Raw genomic sequence first — 22,106 nt, 5'->3', positions numbered from 1 at the left:
AACTAAATCACAAAGTTACTGGCAATTAAGCGCCTAGTAGCAACTTATCGTCATCTAACTCTTCACCGTCACTTTTTGCTTGAGCAAATAGGTTTAATAGGTCTTTTACTTCATAACCGGCTCGTTTTTCACCAGCTAAATCAAAGATAATCTTACCTTCATGTAGCATGATAGTCCGTGAGCCATGGTCTAGTGCTTGACGCATTGAGTGAGTAACCATCATCACTGTTAATTGCTTTTCAGCGATAATTTGTGAAGTGATATCCATGATCAGCGCAGCTGTTTTTGGGTCAAGGGCAGCGGTATGCTCATCTAATAATAGAATTGTACTTGGCTGTAACGCTGACATCAATAAGCTAACAGATTGGCGTTGCCCACCTGAAAGCAGCCCCATTTCACTTTCAAGACGATTCTCAAGCCCTAAGTTTAAGCGACTTAATTGTTCGCGGAACACGTTACGCATTTTACTATTTAAAGCAGAAGATAAACGCCCTTTTTGACCTCGGCCATAAGCTAGTGCCATATTTTCTTCAACAGTTAAGTCACCACAGGTACCTGCCAGTGGATCTTGGAATACTCGCGCGATATCAGCAGTACGACCTGTAGCAGGTAATTTAGTCACATCACGGTCACCAAATAAAATTTGCCCTTTAGTGCTATTAATATCACCGGCAATAGTATTTAACAGTGTCGATTTACCTGCGCCGTTTGAACCAATGACAGTAACAAACTCACCCATTGGGATGGTTAAGTCGATACCACGTAATGCGAGCTTTTCCGTCGGTAAACCTCGGTTAAAGGTAACGTGTAAATCTTTACAACAAATCATGCTTCATTCCTCGCAGCTTGTTTGGCCTTCCATTCATTTCGTAACTTAGGAAATATTAATGCTAGCGCAACTAATACTGCCGTAATTAAATTAAGATCTGAGGCGCTAAACCCTAAGAAGTCAGCATTAAGTGCTAAAGAAACTGCTAAACGGTATAACACAGAGCCCACAATACAACTTAATACGATGACATACATTGAACGACTTGCGAATAATGATTGACCAATGATCACCGCTGCTAAACCAACAACAATGGTACCAATACCCATGGTTGAGTCAGCAAACCCATTAGTTTGTGCAAACAATGCCCCGGCCAACCCAACAAGACCGTTAGATAAGGCTAAACCTGCGTATACTTTTTGCTTAACAACAATCCCGTTTGCTTGCGCCATACGTTTATTTGAGCCAACGGCACGCATTGCTAATCCATACTGTGTTCTTAAGAACCATGCAACGAGTAACCCACCAGCCACTGCACAAATGGCAACAAAAATCACACGCATATACATATCAGGTAACCCAAAGATCCCTTCAAATGGCGTTAAGATGGTTGGTTCCATAATCAACGCAACATTCGGTTTCCCCATTACACGTAAATTAATGGTATAGAGTGCAGTCATGGTTAAGATACTCGCTAAGAGATGCAAGATATCAAAACGTAAATTTAACCATGCGGTTACTAAACCTGCACAAGCAGCAGCTAATGTTCCAATGACAGTTGCCAATAAAACATTAACCCCCATCACGATCAGTGTTGCAGTTACCGCTGCACCTAAAGTGAAACTACCATCAACGGTCAGGTCGGGAAAATCTAAAATACGAAAAGTAAGGTAGACCCCAATGGCAACTAAACCATAAATGAGGCCAATTTCTAAGGTACCTAAAAATGAAAAAAGTGACATAGTGTTCCGTTCTTATTTAATAACTTTAGTAGCACGTGTTAATACAGATTCTGGTACAGTTACGCCCATGCGTGCAGCCATTTTAGGGTTAACAAATAAGTCAGTCCCTTTTGCTAGTTTGACATCAATAGCACCAGGTTTTTCACCGTCTAAAATACTCACTACGATATCACCTGTTTGGCGACCTAAATCGAAGTAGTTGTAACCGACAGCAGCAACAGCACCACGGGAAACGGTATCTGTATCACCAGCAAAAACAGGGATTTGTGCATCGATACCCACTTTAATCACAGACTCTACAGCACTGATAATTGTATTATCAATTGGGCAGTAAATCGCATCAACTTTACCCACTAACTGTTTAGTCGCAATCATTACATCAGATGATTTAGGCGCAGCTGATTCAATCACTTTAATACCCATTTCAGCAGCGGCCGCTTTAAGTGCCGCAACACTTGAAACAGAATTAGCTTCACCTGGATTATAAGGGACACCTAATGTTTTCAGATTAGGAATAAACTCTTTGATTAATTCGATATGTTGTTTCACATTGACCATGTCAGATAACCCAGTCACATTACCACCTGGTTGCTCAAGTGTTGGTACTAACTTGGCACCAATAGGATCGGTTACCGCTGAGAATACAACAGGAATATCGCGACTTACACTGACGGCTGCTTGTGCAGATGGCGTGGCAATTGCCACGATGACATCAGGCTGCTCCCCCACTAATTTTCGAGCTATTTGTGCTGCAATCGCCGGTTGTCCTTGTGCGCTTTCATAGGTAAATTTTAGTTCATCACCTTTATATTTACTTTCGTCTAATACCGATTTAATACCGTCACGAACAGCATCTAAAGCAGGATGTTCAACAATCGCTGTAGTCGCAACATAAACAGGCTTTGCTTGTAAACTAGAAGAGATAAGTGCCGCAGCAAGAAGAGAGGTTTTAACAATTGAATTTAGCTTCATAATATAATCCTTTAGGTAAGCTATTTTAAAGATATAAGGTTTGACGTATGGCTAGAGCCTGTCACACAGTATGTATCGGGCTTTAATCGCTTAACGTTACCAGTTAACTTTCATATTACCAAGCGCCTATTATTAAAATTATCAATAGATCCTTGTTGCATCAAAAAATGTTTCATTTCTTGTATAAAAATTAAGAGCAGCCTTGATAAATAGCCTCTTTTTCAATCAATCTATGCTTAACCATTATCATTGATTAAACCATTTTACTGTTTGAAATAGAGCTGTTCTATCTCTTGCGCTATTTGTGGTTTTGAAAATAAGTAACCCTGAAAAACTTGACATCCATGCGCTAATAAAAAGTTTAATTGAGTTTGATCTTCAACTCCTTCTGCCACTGTCATTAATCGCAAGCTATTGGCTAAGTTAATAATGGTGGCACAAATCTCACCATCTTCTATTAAGGTGGCACAGTCATCGACGAAGGATTTATCAATTTTTAATACGTCTATCGGTAATCGTTTTAAGTAATTTAAAGAGGAGTAACCTGTACCAAAATCATCAATGGATATTTTAATATTAAGGCCCTTGAGTTGAGACAACACTTCGATGCACCGATCGATATCAGTTAACAAAACTCCTTCGGTAATTTCTACTTCTAATAAGTTTGCATCTAACGCGTACTCAATCAGCAATGTCTCTATGAATGGCACTAAACGTTCTGATACAAGGTGTTTACCTGAAATGTTCACTGAAACTGGTACATTTTGGTAACCTTTTGCTTGCCAATCACTTAACTGTTGAACAACCTCTAACAACGCAAACTCACCAATATTGATAATAAGGTCTGACTCTTCGGCAATCGGGATAAACTCAACGGGTGAAATAAAGCCTTCTTTAGGGTGATGCCATCTCATCAAAGCCTCAAAACCTAATAACTCTCCTAATTGGGTTACTTTAGGTTGATAAACCAAATTAAACTGTTTGCCAGAATTAATACCTACTTGCATCTCTTGTTCATAATTAAAGCTTCGTTGGACACTGTGTATCATTTCCATTTCAAATATTTGATAGTTATCTCGGCCTTGCTCTTTAGCATGATACATTGCGATATCAGCATGTTGAATCAATTGTTCAGCTTTGTACTGTTTGCCTTTTTCAGTCATCACGACACCAATACTGGTAGGAATGGTTAACTTGCGTCCGGCTAAGGTTAACGGATTACGCATCACGGTTAACACAGCGTTTGCTTTTTTATGAGCGACTTCAGGAGTGAAATGACCGGTCATTAAAATGACAAACTCGTCTCCTCCCCAACGTGCAATAATGTCGTTATCATGTGTAACATGGATTAACCGCTCAGCAACTTCACAGAGTAGATCATCTCCTGCTTTGTGCCCTAAGGTGTCATTGATTTTTTTAAACTTATCTAAGTCCATGAAAAACAGTAAAACATTACTGTCTTTATATTGGTTTAATTCGATTGCTTTAGTGAGTGAACCCATTAAGTATGTTCGATTATATAAACCAGTGAGGGGATCGCTGTATGCAAGTTGACGTAAATTATCTTGTAGTTTGAGTTGACGAGTAACATCTCGAATATGTAGTGTAAATTCGTTCTGTTTCGAATCACCAAAATTAGCACTAGTTACAGTTATTTCGGCAGAAAAAGGTTCGCTCATATTACGCATCAAAGTAATACTATTACGAATGTTGCGTAAAATACCTTCAGAGCCAGAAAACTTACAATCTAAACTCGCTTGAATAACATCTCGATCAGCATCTTGAATAAAGAGATCAATGAAATTTTTCCCCTTTACTTGCTGTTTTACACACCCAAAGTTACGTTCTGCAGAAGGGTTAAACTCAATAATTTCCCCAGATAAATTAATAATTAAAATACTATCCATAGAGGATTCAAGAATTGCGCTTTTACGTTTTTCACTGGCTTTAAAATCATTGATCGCATTGTCACGTTTGGACATCTCACTATTTACACGAGCAATAACTTCGTTATATTGGCGCGCAATTTGTCCAACCTCTGTAAATGGCTCGACCGGTACTGGATCATTAAATGCCCCCGCTTCTTTTTGTCGATGCATAGTACTCAGTAAGTCGATTAACTCGGTTGAAGCTTGGTGCTCCGATACATTCATTCCCTTGGTCTCACTGTCTTCACTAACCCGAAGAAGTACAAAGCGGTTCAGTAGAGATATCAGCAGGTAACTTAGCGTAAAACAATAAACACCTATGCTTACCACCCCGATTAATTGCGCTTGGATTTGTCCCCAACGAGTTAACCCAGTATCCAGTAATGACAAGTCTGCAAATATGGCTAAAGCTAATGTTCCCCATATTCCAGCAAATAGATGTGAAGGCACCACACCTAACGCGTCATCTATTTTTAATTTTTCCAGCCATAAAGTAGAAAAATACAAAATAATGCCACCTACGATACCGATTAACATGGCTTCAAAAGGAGATACAACATGGCAGTTAGCAGTAATAGACACTAACCCTGCAATGACACCATTAAGAAGAAAGCCCACATCAAAAAAACGTTTAAAATAATAATGTAAAATGGAAGAGATAATGCCGCCCCAAGAAGCAGCTAGGCAGGTGTTTAAGATAATTAAAGGGACTCGATCTGTTAGTTGAAGTGTACTACCTCCGTTAAAACCAAACCAACCAAACCAGAGTAATAAAACCCCTAATACTGACAATGGGACGTTATTACCTATTGAAAATGCCTTTTCGCCACTAAAGCGCCCAAGCCTTGGTCCAATAATGATAATCGCAGCGAGCGCTACATACCCCCCTACGGAATGAACAACAGTTGAACCAGCGAAGTCAATAAAACCTATGGACTCTAACCAACCTTGATTCCCTGCTTGATAAGCAGAAGCCCACACCCAATGTCCTACAACAGGATAAATTACAGCAGATAAAATACAGGCAATGCAGAGATAGCCAACGAAAGTCATCCTTTCAGCCACAGCGCCAGATAAAAGCGTTGCTGCAGTTCCACAGAACATCATCTGAAATAAGAAAAAACTAATTTGGTAAGCCGACTGTTGTTCGCCAACAAAAAATTCGCTAAAGCCTAAGACACCATAAAATGAATCACCAAACATAATGGCAAAACCAAAGATCCAAAAAATAACACTAGAGAGGATGAAATCAGAGATATTTTTAGCAGCTACATTGATGCTATTTTTACTGCGAATTTTGCCACTTTCTAAGCATAAAAAACCTGCTTGCATACAAAATACTAATAGCGCACAGATAAGTAGCCAAGAAAAATCCATTTAAATTAACCTTTTTATATTTATATTTATATTTATTTTAAGTGCGATCCCTTTGCGTTAAATAAAACACAATATAATGAACAGTAATTCATTAAAGCACTCCTTTAGTACTATAAATATATGAATAATATCAATTTAACAATAGCAAAGAGTGAATAAATGGTTTTTAAATGAGATTTATTACCATTTACTTGCTCAGTTAAGAGAAATAAATCAAAGCGAACTAATAAACAGAAAAAAATGAATAAACAAATCTATCTGTAAACTCATTTTCAACAGCCACAAAAAAGAGTCCTTAGGCTCTTTTTGACATTAAGTTTGAGGTCGCGGGTTTTATATAGTCGACTAAACCTAATTCTGCGATTAATGCTGTTTATTACTCGCTGCAATATTTTTACTTGTGAGTATTAATTTTTAAAACCCACAAAAAAAGAGCCCTTAGGCTCTTTGTGACATTAAGTTGGGGTCGCGGGTTTTATATAGTCGACTAAACCTAATTCTGCGATTAATGCCGTTTATTACTCGCTGCAACATTTTTACTTGTGAGTATTAATTTTTAAAGCCCACAAACAAAAAAAGAGCCCTTAGGCTCTTTTTGACATTAAGTTTGAGGTCGCGGGTTTTATATAGACGACGTAAACCTAATTCTGCGATTAATGCCGTTTATTACTCGCTGCAATATTTTCACTTGTGAGTATTAATTTTTAAAGCCCACAAAAAAAAGAGCCCTTAAGCTCTTTGTGACATTAAGTTGGAGTCGCGGGTTTTATATAGACGACGTAAACCTAATTCTGCGATTAATGCCGTTTATTACTCGCTGCAACATTTTTACTTGTGAATATTAATTTTTAAAGCCCACAAACAAAAAAAGAGCCCTTAGGCTCTTTTTGACATTAAGTTTGGGGTCGCGGGTTTTATATAGTCGACTAAACCTAATTCTGCGATTAATAATCGTTAAAAAACTACATGGATAGCAATAGCACTATTCAATAGATACAAAAAAAGAGCCCTTAGGCTCTTTTTGAAATTAAGTTTGAAATCGAATTAACGACGTAAACCTAATTCTGCAATTAATGCTGTGTAAGCTGCAACATTTTTACGCTTTAAGTAGTCAAGTAATTTACGACGTTGACTAACCATGCGTAGTAGACCACGACGGCTGTGGTGATCATGGATGTGCTCTTTGAAGTGACCTTGAAGGTGGTTGATTTGTACTGTGTACAATGCAACTTGAACTTCAGGTGAACCAGTATCGCCTTCTGCGCGACCAAATTTTGCTACAATCTCAGCTTTCTGTTCTGCACTTAGTGACATAACGTACTCCGATATTTTGCGGTTATGTGGATAACCTATTTTAATTATTATCGCCGATCACTAATTCAGCGATAAAGTGAAGGCCGAAGTTTACGGACTTTTAGTCTTCTGTGCAACTACAAAAGCGGTTATTTACAGGTTATTTATCCGCTACTATTCCTCTACTCAAACAAGTATCTAAAGCAAATCAAAATAGACACACTCGTCATGACCATTATTATCAAACATTTGATTACTGGTAATAAAAAACGGCTTTTACAAAAGTAAAAACCGTATTTATTTATAGCTAATCTTGAAGCACTTAACGTAATGGTTTCATTAAGCTTTTAATCACTGAGCGTAAGCTAACGAATACCACAATCATAGCCAGTACCGGCAGTACAATAAACATACTTGGATGCCACTGTGGTGATAGCTCGAATCCCCAAATCATTAATGCAGATAAAATGACTTCTGCAGCAATCGCAGCAACAAAACCTCCACTTAACGCCAATAATCCATACTCGGCCCATAATGTGTGGCTAATGCGTTTTTTACTTGCTCCTAGTGTGCGGTAAAGCGTTATCTCTCTTTTACGTTCGCTTAAGCTCAAACGTAATAAAGTAAAAATTAAGAGAATACCTGCCACTACGCCTAATGCAGCCAATCCAGTTAATGACCAAGATATTTGTCTTAGCAGACTTTGCACCTTAGTCGCCATGGTACGTAAATCCAATAAGGTAACAGTTGGGTAAGCTCGCGCTAATTCATTAACCAAAGGAGTTTGATCTTCTTCCGCTCTGAAACTAACCATCCAAGTAGACGGTAAATTAGCGACAGCATCCTTACTAAAAATAAATACAAAGTTAGGTTTTAAGCTTTGCCACTCTACCGCTCTTAATGAATTAACCGTAGCAGTAAAAGGCTGACTATTGACTTCAAAAGTCATCGTATCGCCAATTTGTAAACCCAGCTCTTCAGCTACTTCTTGTTCTACCGATACGGTTTTTTCACCGGTCCAATCACCAGCAACCACCTCGTTATAAATAGGAAGCTGATCCATCCATGTAAAGTTTACTTCTCGTTTTAAGATGCGCACTTCTGGATCTTGGTAAGCAGCTAACTCGTTAGTTTCCTGACCTTTTATTTTAGTAATACGTCCACGAATGATGGCAAAAGCATCGCTGTGTGGTAACCCTGATTTATCCAGCTCTTGTAAGTAATCTTGCTGTTGTTCTGGGCTAATATTAATAGAGAATACATTAGGTGCATCAGGTGCTAGGGTTTGCTGCCAATCCCCCAACAAATCGCTTTTCACCAACCAAATCAATGCGACTAACATCAATGAACCAGATAAAGCAGCGAGCTGCATCATGCTATTTTTTGGCGAGCGGCTGATACGACTTAAAGCAAGACTAAAGGCGGCTCCCCACTTTAGCTTGCTCAATAACTGTAAAAAACCATAACTCAAGCCAGCCAACACAACAAATAGCACTAATAAACCGATTAACACCATCCATACTAATTTATTACCACCATAAAACACGACTAACGCAGTGAAAGGAAGTAACAATAACCACCAGCTCGTTTTACTGTATGTTACAGATTGCTTTTGAATAACATTAATCGCAGGCGCATCCAATAAACGTGTTAATGGAATCAATAACGCCGGTAATCCGATGCACAGTGCAACACCCAAAGCGAATAAGAAAGGTTGCACACCTACATTAGGTAACTCCTGAGGGAGAATATCCGCCAAAGGTACTCGTAATAAATATTCTAGTAACAGCCCTAATGTGCTACCAACCACAAATGCACTAATAAACATGATCAACACTTGTGTGGTTAACCAAGTGCGTAACCATGCACGACTTGAGCCCATACTTTTTAACATCGACACAGTTTCACTGCGGTTTCGTACATAATGTAGACAAGTTAAAATAAGCGTCACCGCAGCCATCAATATCACCATTAAAATGGTGAGAGATAAATATTGCTTGGCTTTATCCATTAAGCGTACGGCACGACTTTCTCTATTTTGGTCGACCCACGACTCTCCAGGCTGTAATTCATAACTTTCTTGAAAAGCAGCTAATGCAGTGGGGTCTCCATTAATAAACAAGCGGTAACGTACACGGCTGCCGATCTGAATCGCCCCGGTTTTATCTAGATCGCTACTATGAATAAACACATTAGGGATGCTGTTAAATGGGTTGTAAGCTAACTCTGGTTCTTCTTCTATCACACCAGTGATCGGGAGTTCGGCATCACCAATGGCAATGATGTCTCCCACCTTACTTTCTAAGATTGAAAATAAACGAGGAGAAAGCCATAATTCACCGGCTTTGACTTGGTTTTTAGCCGATTGATTTGCATCTCTAAGGGTTAATGAACCACGCAATGGATAACTGCTTTCAACACTTTTCACCGTGACTAGCTGTAATTTTTCATCACTAAACGCCATGGTTTGAAAACGACTTTGAGATGAAATAGTTAAACCAGCATCTTGCGCTTTTTCTACTAATAATTCGGGAATAGGATTAGAAGATCTTAGTACTAAGTCTGCAGCTAACAGATCACGTCCTTGATTGGTCATGACCTTTTCAACACGTAACGCTAAAGTTGATAAGGCAACAACACAAGCAATGATCAAGGTTAACGCGACCATCACAGGCCATAACTGACCAGACCAGATCTCTCGCCAGCTCCAGCTAATTATCATTTTGTTTGTTTTCATGCGCTTTCCTGACATTGGCCTGCATTCATAATTAAAGTACGTTGGCACCTTTTCGCCAGTTCAGGATCATGTGTCACTAGTACTAATGTTGTCCCCTGCTCTTTGTTCATCGCAAATAGCAGCTCAACAATGGTCTTTGCCGTTTTTTGGTCTAAATTTCCAGTAGGTTCATCAGCAAATAAGACTTTAGGCTGGGTAACAAAAGCGCGAGCTAATGCGACACGTTGTTGCTCACCACCAGATAACTGGGTTGGTAAATGAGTTTCTCGTCCAGATAAACCTACCTCTGCTAGTAATTTTTTTGCTTTACGTTCATTATCTTCTTGATCTTCGTTGCCACGTAATAACATCGGCAAAGTAACGTTCTGCAATGCATTCAATGAAGGTATCAGTAAAAAGTTTTGGAAAACGAACCCGATTGATTCACTTCGCATTTTAGCTCGTTGTTCATCATCCATATCGGAAATAATTGAGCCCAGTAGACTGATTGAACCTGAGCTTGGCAGATCTAATCCAGCTAATAGACTCATCATGGTTGATTTACCCGCACCAGACGTTCCCATAATAGCAACAGACTCTCCTTCATTGATGTTAAAGGAGATCCCCTTTAGGATAGACAGTTCGTTATCATTACTAATCACCGATTTAGTAATATTTTCAACATTTATAATGGATTGACTCATGATTAAACTCGTTTCCTTAATATTTTCGTTGCTTATTTTTTCATCTGCAGCCAACAGTAACACGTTACTAATTGTTGGAGATAGCCTAAGCGCCGGGTATAAAATACCAGTTGAAGAAAGCTGGCCTGTATTATTACCAGAACAGCTCAGCGCGCAAAATCAAAAAATTAATGTAATAAATGCCAGTATTTCTGGCGATACAAGTGGTAATGGTCTCGCACGATTACCAGGTCTATTAACAACACATCAACCCGATTATGTATTAGTTGAATTAGGGGCTAATGATGGATTACGTGGATTTTCTCCAACGATTATTAGTAAAAATTTAAATGCGATAATTGAAACAATAAAAGCGCAAAATGCTAAACCGATATTAATGCAAATTCGTGTCCCAACAAATTATGGAAAACGTTATGGGCAAGCCTTTGCAGACATCTACCCAAGGTTAAGTGAACAAACAGACACTCCATTAATGCCATTTTATTTAGAGCAAGTCATCACAAAACCAGAATGGATGCAAAATGATGGTTTACATCCTAATGTTAAAGCGCAAAGCTGGATCGCAGAGTTTATTGCGACAGAACTTGGTAAAATAATCAAATAACCTGCAATATAAAATAGATTAATACAGTTACTTTTTCGGTAACAGTATTAATCGACCGTCCTACTATCTGAATAATTTCACTTTAAAGTGAATGAAAATAAAATAACTAGCCTACAAAAGATTTTAGATTTAAGATCAAAAACTTAATCTAGTCAAAAATACAAAAAAATAATATAACCAATAGATACGACACTCACCTTCGCGGGGATCAAGGATGATTAAAAATCAAAAAACAGCGACTCTTTTTGCTCTATTAGCTGTGCTTATGTGGTCTACCGTTGCTACTGCATTTAAAGTCACACTTATCTATTTTAGTGCCTTACAAATGCTGTTAGTGGCAAGTTTAGTGAGTAGCTTAGTATTGTTAATTATTTGCTACCAACAAGGTAAAATTAACTTATTAAAAGAGAGTTTTTTAAAAGCCCCATACTTTTACCTACTGATGGGCGCAATCAATCCATTTTTATATTACTCCCTATTGTTTCAAGCTTATGACCTACTACCTGCACAACAAGCGCAATCACTCAATTACACTTGGGCCATTACTTTATCCCTATTAGCGGTACCAGTATTAGGGCAAAAACTACGTAGGAATGACATAATAGCGATTACTTTGGGGTATCTGGGTGCATTAATTATTGCTACTAAGGGCGACTTATTAACTCTCGATTTTGTAAGCCCTTTAGGTGTTGGCTTAGCTTTATTAAGTACTATTTTATGGGCTTGCTATTGGATATTTAATAGCAAGAATGATGCAGATCCTATCGCCTCTTTGTCACTATGCTTCCTGTGTAGTTTGCCGATGATCTTAGTCTCTGTCATTATATTTGACGACATAACCATGACTTCTTGGCAAGGTTGGTTAGGTGCGACCTACATTGGATTATTTGAAATGGGCTTAGCTTTTGTAGCTTGGCTAACAGCACTTAAATATGCGGAAAGTACCAGTAAGATCAGTAATCTTATTTTTATCTCGCCTTTTGTTTCTCTATTATTACTCAACTTTATTATTGGAGAGACTATCTATCCGGCAACGATTATTGGACTCATATTAATTATTGTTGGTTTATTTATTCAGAAAAAAAATTAATGTCACAGATAATGGAAAAGTCGACAATCCCCATTACAAATATTTCTAGTATTTGTAAAACAAAAAAGCACTGACCTTAATGATCAGTGCTTTTTCAATAAAGTAAACTTGTCTAGTTAAGACTGTTTTTTAGCTTTACGGGCTAATGATAATCCTACTAACGCTAATCCGAAAATAGCAATAGTTGAAGGAGCGGGTACGTTAACGACTAATGAAGCGTTATTAAAACCAGCACCTTGATAAACTGTTGAATCTGCAAATAATACAAAGCCGTAATTATCCGACACACCATTTATCCAATCTTGAATCGTGCTTGTTACATCTAACGTATAAGTATCAAATGACGCTGTTTTAACGTTATTAACCACTGTTGTTTGGTTAGTTGATAAGTCAGCCCATTCGTATAATGGTAAAGAGCCTGCAGTATCAGTCCAAGCACTTTCTACTTCACCTAACAATACACCCATTGCGTTTTTATTATTGACAGTAGAAACAAAATCGATGCTGAATACAGCAGAAAAGGCATTATTATTAACATCGCTTGCCGTTAGGTAACTTAAGTCAAAGTCAAAAAAAGTAGCAATACGTAATGATTCTTGAGAGGTATTTTTACGCTCACGTACAATTAACTCAGAACTGCTTAAAGACCCGCTGTTAACTGTACCTACCGAATTCTCATCGCCATCAGCAGAAACACTCACAATAGTATCTGGTGAAGAACTAATAACAGTTGCTTGTGTACTTGGTGAGATAAATGCAGACATTAAGCATAAGCCTGCTGAAATAGTTGTTAACAGTTTCTTTGAATTGATCATAAATTATTCCTTTTGCTACTTACCTAACCTAACCAATATTGGTTTCACTTAGGCTAATCCATTAATATTTATTTAATGACTAAACAAAGCACAATCTATGCCAAAATTAATACCTCTTTAGTTTCAATTAGATACAAAAAAAGAAATAAGTACCTATAAATGGATGTAAAAAAAACCGACAATTATCCCTTTATAAATAATAAATTACCTAATTAATCTTACAATAGAAAACAATAATTACTTTAATGCACAGATCAAAGCTCAACTAGCCAAGGGTGAGGTAATACCAGTTACATTAATGAGCTTATCTATTTTACTTGTTAAAATACTTATTTCTTTATTGTAATTTTAGTAGATAGAACAACTATTAAAGAATGAATATTTTTATTCTCCGATAGATTATTAACGAAGTTATTTTTCTGAGAAAATTTAGATCACATTATTTAATGTTACGGGTATAAATTGAATTGAACGTATATTTCAAATAAAAATACTGCTAGCTGCTAATGGTGTTCAAAGTAAATGCAAGTAAATAATTTTTGAAGTAATAAGGGACTAGGAGGAAAACAAGTTTAGCACTATTTAACTCAAATTTTAGGCATAAAAAAACCAGCCTAAAGCTGGTTTATTTATAGAATTGGTGCCCGGAGCCAGACTTGAACTGGCACGCCTATTAAGCGACGGATTTTAAATCCGTTGTGTCTACCGATTTCACCACCCGGGCAAATTCTATAATGGAGGCGGAACCCGGAGTCGAACCGAGGTGGATGGATTTGCAATCCACTGCATGGCCACTCTGCCATTCCGCCAAAACATTTGGAGCGGTACACGAGACTCGAACTCGTGACCCCAACCTTGGCAAGGTTGTGCTCTACCAACTGAGCTAGTACCGCATCACTATGCTTATCTCAAGAAGAAGCAGTAACTGTTTCCCCTCTCGATGTGTGCGCATTCTAATGATTCTTCACAATGAGTCAATACTATTTATCGACTTTTTTACTTCTTTTACTCTGTTCGCCGCTTTTTTAGCCTAAGCGGCGAGATATTCATCAATATAAGTGAAATTAATCACCTTTTACTTCATTACCTTTTTTTAGTAATGGCCAAGCTGCTTTTAAATAAACGATCATAGACCAAAGAGTTAATGCTGTTGCAATATACAAGAATGCAAAACCAGCCCACTCCATTGCCACAGAGTATTGCCATATTAATAAAAATAACGCTAACATTTGTGATGCGGTTTTCACTTTACCAATCCAAGAAACGGCAACAATGCCTCGTTCCCCTAATTCAGCCATCCACTCACGCAGAGCAGAAATAATAATTTCTCGACAAATCATCACCATCGCGGGGATAGTGATCCAAATAACAGCGTAATGCTCAACAATCATCACCAATGCAACGGCAACCATTATTTTATCGGCAACGGGATCTAAAAAGGCACCAAACGGTGTTTGTTGATTTAAACGACGTGCCAAGTAGCCATCGAGCCAATCTGTGACACCTGCTAACCAAAATACAAATGCAGCGGCAGCAGCTGCCCATACACTTGGAAGATAGTAAATAATGACAAAAACTGGGATTAATAAAATTCGAAAAGAGGTTAGTATATTTGGTATGTTAAGCATTGATATATCCTTTAGGCTATGCCTGCTTATTTTGGCACTTTATGCTTAGCTTTTGCAAATGCTTAACTCATAAAATAAGTAATAAAATGAACTCACTACTTGTTATGAGAAATATAATTTATATTTTATTAGCCGATGATTATTTAAAACCAGCTTTTAAATGTGATTAATGATGTAAAGCTTCATGAATAGTTTCAGCTAAACTTTTACTAATACCATTTAATTTACATAATTCATCAATACTCGCCGACTTCACACCTTGTAAGCCCCCAAAGTGGTTTAGCAACATTTGCCGGCGTTTCGCGCCAACGCCAGCAATCCCTTCTAACGTACTCGTACGTCTAACTTTATCTCGCTGCTGTCTATGTCCCATAATCGCAAAGCGATGTGACTCATCACGAATTTGTTGAATAAGGTGTAATGCCGGAGAGTCACTTTCAACTTCTAATATTTCATGACTATCAGCAAGTATTAATGTTTCTTCACCTGCTTTACGGGCAACGCCTTTGGCAATACCAATAAGTAATGGGTACTTCTCAGGAAAATTATGCTCTAAAGAGCTAATAATAGTCTCTGCCTGGCTTAACTGCCCTAACCCGCCATCGATAAAAATGATATCAGGAGTGGTTTCTGCAGTTTGCACGTCTTTAAATCGGCGAGCTAAAACTTGTCCCATTGCAGCATAATCATCGCCGGGTGTGATACCGGTGATATTAAAGCGACGGTAATCAGATTTTTTGGCGCCTTCTCGATTAAACACAACACAAGACGCTACGGTTTTTTCGCCCATCATATGAGAGATGTCATAACACTCCATACGTTGAATAGGAGAAGTTAACTCTAGCTTTTCTTCTAGGAGGTTATAACGTTGTAGAATCGACTTCTGTTGGCTTAAATGCGTGCTTAACGCGACTGTAGCATTGGTTTTAGCTAACTTAGTAAAGCGTAAACGCTCACCACGCATTACTATTTTTAATTTAGTTTTATAACCACTGTGCTCCGAAAATAATTCTTCGAATATTTCACGGTCTGCAAAGTCATCGGTTAACAGTATTTCTCGTGGTATAGCTCGGCCATTTTGGCCCGATAAATAGAATTGGCTTAAAAAGCTACTTAACACCTCTTCTTGAGTCGAGTTTTTAGGTACCTTAGGAAAGTAATTACGACTGCCTAACACTCGACCTTGTCGAATAAACAACATGTGAATACTGGCGACACCATGTTGATAAGCAAAACCTAATACATCTAGCTGCTCTACCTCACCACTCACCCATTGTTGTTCTTGTACTTTTTTCAAGGATTGAATTTGATCTCGCCTTACCGCGGCTTTTTCAAACTCTAGACTTACACTAGCATCTTCCATCTCGGTTACTAGTTGCTCAATAACACCTTGGCTTTTGCCCTGCAAAAATGCCGTCGCCAACTCAACTTGGTGTGTATATTCCTGTTCAGGCATTGCATTAACACAAGGTCCTAAACAACGTTTTAGTTGGTACTGCAAACAAGGTCGAGAACGATTTTTATAATAACTATCTTCACATTGACGGATAGGAAATAATTTCTGCATTAAATGCAAGCTTTCACGAACTGCACCGCCACTTGGATAAGGGCCAAAATAGGTGCCTTTACGTTTTTTGTTTTGTGAGCGAACTAAGGTCAACTGCGGGTGCTTATGGTCACTTAAGAATAGATAAGGATAAGATTTATCATCGCGCAGTAAAACATTGTATTTAGGCTTGTGTTGCTTGATGAAGTTGTGTTCAAGAATCAAAGCTTCGGTTTCTGTATGCGTAATCGTCACTTCGATACGTACAATATGACTAACTAAAGCTAGGGTTTTAGGATGCTTTTGAGTCAGGCTAAAATAACTGCTCAGACGTTTTTTAAGGTTTTTAGCTTTCCCGATATAGATAATTTCATCTTTATCGTCAAACATCCGATATACACCAGGTTCGGTGGTCACGGTTTTTAGAAAAGCGTCTGAATCGAATTTAGTCATAAGTGAGATCACTGCATATAATAAAAAGGCATCTAAATAGATGCCTAATATATCATTTCAAAATGGAAAGTTTAAAGCGTATCAGCATCTAACATGCCGTAACGGATGGCAAGATGTGTTAATTCAACATCTCCCTGAACCCCTAATTTATCAAATAAACGGTAACGGTAGCTGTTTACCGTTTTAGAGCTTAAACTTAATTGCTCAGATATATCGACAACACGTTGCCCCTTAGTGATCATAATCATGATCTGCAACTCACGCTCCGATAACACTCGGAATGGATCTTCGTTGCTTGGTGCAAGTTGTGATAATGCCATCTGTTGTGCAATTTCAGGCGTTAAATAACGCTGCCCTGAATTAACCGCACGGATCGCATTTAATACTTCCTCTGGGCAAGCTGCTTTGCTGAGGTAACCAGCAGCACCTGCTTGCATTACTTTTGTTGGAAATGGATTTTCAGTATGCATGGTTAACATAATGATTTTAATATCTTCGTTGATACGTAAAATCTTATTCATTGCATCCAATCCACCGATACCAGGCATATTAATATCCATTAAAATTACGTCTGGTTCATTACTACGGCACCACTTTACAGCTTCTTCTCCGCTTTCAGCTTCGCCAATTACTTTCATGCCTCGAACATCATCAATGATACGGCTTATCCCTGTACGTACTAATTCATGGTCATCGACCAGCAGGATATTTATCACTAAACTTCTCCGTATGAGTAAAATTTAACTCATAAATTAAACAGGTTAATACTAATATGTTTGATACTGCCACTTTCTGTTGTTCATGTACTTTGTTAACAAACATAATATCCTGAATAACTTACTAATATTGTTGAGCATCAATTTTGCAACGAGCAACTCTACCTAATTTTTTATCTCACTTATAGAGCCAGAGTAAACTATTGCCACTCTCTGCCAGTTTTTATGCTTACAATGCATATGAAATGAATAAAAATGCAAATTTAAAGCATTTATCTTTCATAATACAATTTAGCTAGCGCGACATCATAGCAAACTATTTCCAATAAAATACAAAAAAAAAGGTCACTCGAAAGTGACCTTTTTTAAAAATACGAAAAATAGTATCGATTACATTCAAATATGACCGATATTATTTACTGATATCGTCAAAAAATGTTTTTAAGCTATTCAAAAAACCTTCTGACTTAGGTTTATGTTTTTTACTACTGCTTGAACACAGAGAGTTTTCAAACTCCTTTAATAACTCTTTTTGCTTGATAGAAAGTTTCACAGGTGTTTCCACAGTTACTTTACACATCAAGTCACCAGTAGAATGACTACGTACCGATTGAACACCTTTATTACGCATACGGAACATACGACCCGTTTGTGTTTCTGCTGGTATTTTTAATTTTACGCGCCCATCTAAAGTAGGGACTTCGATTTCGCCACCTAATGCAGCTTCTGTAAAGCTAATTGGCACTTCGCAATATAAGTCGTTACCATCACGCTCAAATACATCGTGTGGACGTACATTCATTTGCACATATAAATCACCAGCAGGTGCACCGTGCTCTCCAGCTTCACCTTCACCACTTAAGCGGATGCGGTCGCCCGTATCAACCCCAGCAGGAATCTTAACTGATAATGTTTTACTGCGCTCGTAACGACCTTCACCATGACACTTGTTACATGGATCTGTAATGATTTTACCTTTACCACGACAGGTTGGACATGTCTGATTAACAGCAAAGAAACCTTGGCGCATTTGTACTTGGCCTTGGCCATGACAAGTACCACAGGTTTTACTATCAGTGCCTTTTTTAGCACCCGAACCATTACACTGTTCACAATGCACTAACGTTGGAATTTGGATCTCTTTAGAGATACCTTTAACAGCCTCTTCTAAAGTCAGCTCCATGTTGTAGCGTAGATCAGAGCCCTGCTGTGCACGTTGGCCACCACCACGACGACCACCGCCAAAGATATCTCCGAATATATCGTCAAAACCGCCACCGCCGAAACCACCGCCGCCGCCATGGCCTTGTTGATTAACGCCATCATGACCGTATTGGTCAAATGCTGCTCTTTTTTGAGGATCGCTAAGAATTTCGTAAGCTTCTTTTACTTCCTTGAATTTTTCTTCTAGCGCAGTATCACCTTTAGTACGGTCTGGGTGGTACTTCATCGCCAGGCGTTTATAAGCCTTTTTAATCTCTTTCTCTGTAGCATCTTGGCCGATACCAAGTACTTCATAACAATCACGTTTAGACATGGTCAGTTCTCAAACCTTTTTTTATACCCAGTTCAACTCAGATTCCGTTATTGAGGCGCTTCATGTTGTTGAAATTGGTATTGTTCAAAACAAACGCGCGGATTATAGATAAATCCATAACCCGCGAGCTGATACGATACTGCTAATTAGGGGTTACCCAATTATTTTTTCTCGTCTTTTACTTCTTCAAATTCAGCATCAACGATGTCATCATCTTGTTTAGCTTCAGCTTCTGGCTGTGCTTCACCGGCTTCGCCTGCTTGTGCTTTTTGTTGAGCAATTTCCATTAGTTTTTGAGAAGCTTCAGCTAAGGCTTGAGTTTTAGCTTCGATTTCAGCTTTATCTTCGCCTTTGCTTGCAGTTTCAACTTCAGCAATTGCAGCTTCAATTTTCTCTTTCTCATCAGCTGGTAATGCATCACCTGCTTCTTCAATTTGTTTCTTAGTACCATGAACCATCGCATCTGCTTGGTTACGAGCTGTTACTACTTCTTCAAATTTCTTATCCGCATCAGCATTCGCTTCAGCATCATTTACCATTTTTTCAATCTCTTCGTCAGATAGACCTGAGCTTGATTTGATAGTAATTTTTTGCTCTTGGTTTGTATCTTTATCTTTAGCAGATACATGTAAGATACCGTCCGCATCCATATCGAAAGTTACTTCGATTTGTGGCGTACCACGAGTAGCTGCACGAATACCTTCTAAGTTAAATTGACCTAGAGACTTGTTGTCTGCAGCACGCTTACGCTCACCTTGAAGAATGTGGATTGTTACCGCACTTTGGTTATCTTCAGCTGTTGAGAATGTTTGTGACTGTTTCGTTGGGATAGTTGTATTTTTCTCGATAACTTTCGTTAATACGCCACCCATTGTTTCGATACCTAAAGATAACGGTGTAACGTCTAATAGTAGAACGTCAGTTTTGTCACCTGAAAGTACAGCACCTTGAATCGCAGCCCCCATTGCAACCGCTTCATCTGGGTTAACGTCTTTACGTGCAGCTTTACCAAAGAACTCTGCAACAGCAGCTTGTACTAATGGCATACGTGTTTGACCACCTACTAAGATAACATCATCGATGTCACCAACAGAAAGGTCAGCATCTTTAAGTGCAATGCGTAATGGCTCAAGTGTTGCTTTAACCATATCTTCAACTAGAGACTCTAGTTTAGAACGCGTTACTTTGATGTTTAAGTGTTTAGGACCTGATGCATCAGCTGTGATGTATGGCAGGTTGATATCTGTTTGTTGTGCAGAAGAAAGCTCAATTTTTGCTTTTTCAGCAGCTTCTTTAACACGTTGCATTGCTAGTGGATCTTTAGTTAGATCGAAGCTTTGCTCTTTTTCAAATTCTTTAACGATGTAATTGATTAAACGGTTATCGAAATCTTCACCACCTAAGTGTGTGTCACCGTTTGTAGCTAATACTTCAAATGTTTTCTCGCCATCTACTTCATCAATTTCAATGATTGAGATATCGAAAGTACCACCACCTAAATCGTATACAGCAACAGTGCTATCACCTTTAGTATTGTTAACACCGTAAGCAAATGCAGCAGCTGTAGGCTCATTGATGATACGTTTAACATCAAGACCAGCGATACGACCAGCATCTTTAGTTGCTTGACGTTGTGCATCGTTAAAGTAAGCAGGTACTGTGATTACTGCACCAGATACTTTCTCACCTAAGTAATCTTCAGCTGTTTTCTTCATTTTTTTAAGAATTTCAGCAGAGATTTGCGGTGGAGCCATTTTCTCACCGTGTGCTTCAACCCATGCATCGCCATTGTCAGCTTTAACAATTTTGTAAGGCATGATTTTAATATCACGTTGTACTTCTTCATCTTCAAAACGACGACCGATAAGACGTTTGATTGCAAACAAAGTGTTTGTTGGGTTAGTAACAGATTGACGTTTAGCAGGTTGACCTACTAGAGTTTCGCCGTCTGTGTAAGCAATGATTGAAGGAGTAGTACGTTCACCTTCTGCGTTTTCAATGATTTTAGCTACATCACCATCCAGTACAGAAACACATGAATTTGTAGTACCTAAATCAATACCAATAATTTTACCCATTTTACTTTCTCCACATTTATTAATGTTTTATTTGTTTAGTTGACTCTCTGCAGCATTGCAGTGTCCGTTTCATACTTCATATATAAGGGGCTATTTTTAGGTTTCAAGGGCAACAAGCAAAAAAAATCATTTTTTTTAAAATTAATTTCAAAAGGTGAGCCAGTTCAGCGAATTATCTTGCCCTTTATGCGTCTATTATTAATGGCTTGGTGAATATACCTCCCTAAAACCGATTTCCTTACATTCCTGTAAATACAAAAAAGGCACCGAAGTGCCTTTTAATAATCAATCAACAGATTAATTAAGTCATGTTGATGTTGAGAACTATGCCTCTTTTGACACAACAACCATTGCCGGACGAATAATTTGACCGCCACTTAATTCGTAACCTTTTTGCATTACAGCAACAACTTGGTTAGCTGGAACGCCTTCAACCACTTGCATGCTCATTGCTTGATGCTTTTCTGGGTTTAATGTTTCCCCCATAGGGTCAATTTGTTGAATACCAATGCTTGAGATTGCTTTTAGTAACTCAGTTAAGGTCATTTCTACACCATCAACCATAGGTTTGAGTGTTTCATTCTCTTTATCTGCATGTTGAATTGCTAACTCAAGGTGATCAACTACAGGTGTTAACGCATTCGCAAACGTTTTTAGTACTGATTTACGGCGGTTTTCTGCATCGATACCCGCTTTACGGATTTCGTTTTGAGAAAAAGCTTGAGCACGGATCACTAAATCTTTCTGCTCTTTAATCTCTTCTTCAGCTGCAGCTAGCTTTTTAGTTAACTCTTCAATTAAAGCTGATTGCTCATCGCCTGTTTCAAGAGTGCCTTCTACCGCTTCTTGTTCAACAGCTTCCTCACCTAAAACCGTTTCAATTGCTTCTTCAACTGTGTTTTTCTGTTCTTCGCTCAT

16 protein-coding genes and 3 tRNA genes are annotated in these 22,106 nt (G+C 38.3%); 2 read left to right on the top strand and 17 right to left on the bottom strand.

Annotated elements, in window-relative coordinates:
* Positions 1-25: 25 nt before the first annotated feature.
* The 7 genes from AC0L3W_RS01485 to AC0L3W_RS01455 all read right to left on the bottom strand — a co-directional run bounded on the left by AC0L3W_RS01485 (position 26) and on the right by AC0L3W_RS01455 (position 10,721).
* Complete coding sequence (locus tag AC0L3W_RS01485) at positions 26-829, bottom strand: ABC transporter ATP-binding protein (RefSeq protein WP_290041537.1); 804 nt, start codon at positions 827-829, stop codon at positions 26-28.
* Positions 826-1,731: an ABC transporter permease gene (locus AC0L3W_RS01480; protein WP_290041538.1), complete on the bottom strand. Its 906-nt coding sequence runs from the start codon at positions 1,729-1,731 to the stop codon at positions 826-828. The genes AC0L3W_RS01485 and AC0L3W_RS01480 overlap by 4 nt, the downstream gene beginning before the upstream one ends.
* A 12-nt stretch (positions 1,732-1,743) precedes the next feature.
* The gene (locus AC0L3W_RS01475) at positions 1,744-2,703 is read right to left on the bottom strand and encodes an ABC transporter substrate-binding protein (protein WP_409439845.1); all 960 of its coding nucleotides are present in this window, start codon (positions 2,701-2,703) and stop codon (positions 1,744-1,746) included.
* A gap of 263 nt (positions 2,704-2,966) precedes the next feature.
* Positions 2,967-6,008, bottom strand: a complete 3,042-nt coding sequence (gene amt / locus AC0L3W_RS01470) for an ammonium transporter (protein ID WP_290041542.1) — start codon at positions 6,006-6,008, stop codon at positions 2,967-2,969.
* A 1,044-nt stretch (positions 6,009-7,052) separates the two neighbouring features.
* On the bottom strand, positions 7,053-7,322 hold the full coding sequence (gene rpsO, locus AC0L3W_RS01465) for a 30S ribosomal protein S15 (RefSeq protein WP_028870486.1): 270 nt from the start codon (positions 7,320-7,322) through the stop codon (positions 7,053-7,055).
* Positions 7,323-7,623: 301 nt separating this feature from the next.
* On the bottom strand, positions 7,624-10,038 hold the full coding sequence (locus AC0L3W_RS01460) for an ABC transporter permease (RefSeq protein ID WP_409439846.1): 2,415 nt from the start codon (positions 10,036-10,038) through the stop codon (positions 7,624-7,626).
* On the bottom strand, positions 10,035-10,721 hold the full coding sequence (locus AC0L3W_RS01455) for an ABC transporter ATP-binding protein (RefSeq protein ID WP_290041546.1): 687 nt from the start codon (positions 10,719-10,721) through the stop codon (positions 10,035-10,037). Before AC0L3W_RS01455 ends, AC0L3W_RS01460 begins: the two co-directional genes overlap by 4 nt.
* Between AC0L3W_RS01455 and tesA the strand changes: the two genes are divergently transcribed.
* Together tesA and AC0L3W_RS01445 are read left to right on the top strand one after the other, a co-directional pair.
* On the top strand, positions 10,720-11,325 hold the full coding sequence (gene tesA, locus AC0L3W_RS01450; protein WP_290041548.1) for a multifunctional acyl-CoA thioesterase I/protease I/lysophospholipase L1: 606 nt from the start codon (positions 10,720-10,722) through the stop codon (positions 11,323-11,325). The two genes, AC0L3W_RS01455 and tesA, sit on opposite strands and share 2 nt — an antisense overlap.
* 217 nt (positions 11,326-11,542) lie before the next feature.
* Positions 11,543-12,415 (top strand): DMT family transporter, encoded by an 873-nt coding sequence (locus AC0L3W_RS01445; RefSeq protein ID WP_409440388.1) that lies wholly within the window; start codon positions 11,543-11,545, stop codon positions 12,413-12,415.
* A 116-nt stretch (positions 12,416-12,531) separates the two neighbouring features.
* Here AC0L3W_RS01445 and AC0L3W_RS01440 read toward each other — a convergent pair whose 3' ends face one another.
* From AC0L3W_RS01440 to grpE, 10 genes are all read right to left on the bottom strand, one after another.
* Positions 12,532-13,230, bottom strand: a complete 699-nt coding sequence (locus tag AC0L3W_RS01440) for a PEP-CTERM sorting domain-containing protein (protein ID WP_409439847.1) — start codon at positions 13,228-13,230, stop codon at positions 12,532-12,534.
* 638 nt (positions 13,231-13,868) lie between these two features.
* Positions 13,869-13,954 (bottom strand) — tRNA-Leu (locus AC0L3W_RS01435).
* Between the two features lie 11 nt (positions 13,955-13,965).
* A tRNA-Cys gene (locus AC0L3W_RS01430) sits at positions 13,966-14,039 on the bottom strand.
* An 8-nt stretch (positions 14,040-14,047) separates the two neighbouring features.
* A tRNA-Gly gene (locus AC0L3W_RS01425) sits at positions 14,048-14,123 on the bottom strand.
* Positions 14,124-14,294: 171 nt separating this feature from the next.
* The gene (gene pgsA, locus AC0L3W_RS01420; RefSeq protein ID WP_290041553.1) at positions 14,295-14,858 is read right to left on the bottom strand and encodes a CDP-diacylglycerol--glycerol-3-phosphate 3-phosphatidyltransferase; all 564 of its coding nucleotides are present in this window, start codon (positions 14,856-14,858) and stop codon (positions 14,295-14,297) included.
* 166 nt (positions 14,859-15,024) lie between these two features.
* Positions 15,025-16,857: an excinuclease ABC subunit UvrC gene (gene uvrC / locus AC0L3W_RS01415; RefSeq protein ID WP_290041555.1), complete on the bottom strand. Its 1,833-nt coding sequence runs from the start codon at positions 16,855-16,857 to the stop codon at positions 15,025-15,027.
* A 71-nt stretch (positions 16,858-16,928) separates the two neighbouring features.
* Entirely contained in the window at positions 16,929-17,573 is a 645-nt protein-coding gene (gene uvrY, locus AC0L3W_RS01410; protein ID WP_333383182.1) for a UvrY/SirA/GacA family response regulator transcription factor, read from the bottom strand.
* Positions 17,574-17,985: 412 nt separating this feature from the next.
* Positions 17,986-19,110 (bottom strand): molecular chaperone DnaJ, encoded by a 1,125-nt coding sequence (dnaJ, locus tag AC0L3W_RS01405; protein WP_290041559.1) that lies wholly within the window; start codon positions 19,108-19,110, stop codon positions 17,986-17,988.
* 161 nt (positions 19,111-19,271) lie between these two features.
* Entirely contained in the window at positions 19,272-21,188 is a 1,917-nt protein-coding gene (dnaK, locus tag AC0L3W_RS01400) for a molecular chaperone DnaK (protein WP_290041561.1), read from the bottom strand.
* A gap of 324 nt (positions 21,189-21,512) precedes the next feature.
* Complete coding sequence (grpE, locus tag AC0L3W_RS01395; RefSeq protein WP_290041563.1) at positions 21,513-22,106, bottom strand: nucleotide exchange factor GrpE; 594 nt, start codon at positions 22,104-22,106, stop codon at positions 21,513-21,515.

It is taken from the genome of Psychromonas sp. KJ10-5, assembly GCF_055808325.1.
The sequence above is the reverse complement of the archived record's forward strand: the minus strand, read 5'-3'. Positions and strand labels throughout refer to the sequence as shown.

Coding starts and splice junctions, on each gene's coding strand:
- grpE (WP_290041563.1), bottom strand. CDS start 22,106: ATGAGCGAAGAACAGAAAAACACAGTTGAAGAAGCAATTGAAACGGTT.
- rpsO (WP_028870486.1), bottom strand. CDS start 7,322: ATGTCACTAAGTGCAGAACAGAAAGCTGAGATTGTAGCAAAATTTGGT.
- AC0L3W_RS01485 (WP_290041537.1), bottom strand. CDS start 829: ATGATTTGTTGTAAAGATTTACACGTTACCTTTAACCGAGGTTTACCG.
- pgsA (WP_290041553.1), bottom strand. CDS start 14,858: ATGCTTAACATACCAAATATACTAACCTCTTTTCGAATTTTATTAATC.
- dnaK (WP_290041561.1), bottom strand. CDS start 21,188: ATGGGTAAAATTATTGGTATTGATTTAGGTACTACAAATTCATGTGTT.
- uvrC (WP_290041555.1), bottom strand. CDS start 16,857: ATGACTAAATTCGATTCAGACGCTTTTCTAAAAACCGTGACCACCGAA.
- AC0L3W_RS01460 (WP_409439846.1), bottom strand. CDS start 10,038: ATGAAAACAAACAAAATGATAATTAGCTGGAGCTGGCGAGAGATCTGG.
- AC0L3W_RS01440 (WP_409439847.1), bottom strand. CDS start 13,230: ATGATCAATTCAAAGAAACTGTTAACAACTATTTCAGCAGGCTTATGC.
- amt (WP_290041542.1), bottom strand. CDS start 6,008: ATGGATTTTTCTTGGCTACTTATCTGTGCGCTATTAGTATTTTGTATG.
- dnaJ (WP_290041559.1), bottom strand. CDS start 19,110: ATGTCTAAACGTGATTGTTATGAAGTACTTGGTATCGGCCAAGATGCT.
- AC0L3W_RS01480 (WP_290041538.1), bottom strand. CDS start 1,731: ATGTCACTTTTTTCATTTTTAGGTACCTTAGAAATTGGCCTCATTTAT.
- tesA (WP_290041548.1), top strand. CDS start 10,720: ATGATTAAACTCGTTTCCTTAATATTTTCGTTGCTTATTTTTTCATCT.
- AC0L3W_RS01475 (WP_409439845.1), bottom strand. CDS start 2,703: ATGAAGCTAAATTCAATTGTTAAAACCTCTCTTCTTGCTGCGGCACTT.
- AC0L3W_RS01455 (WP_290041546.1), bottom strand. CDS start 10,721: ATGAGTCAATCCATTATAAATGTTGAAAATATTACTAAATCGGTGATT.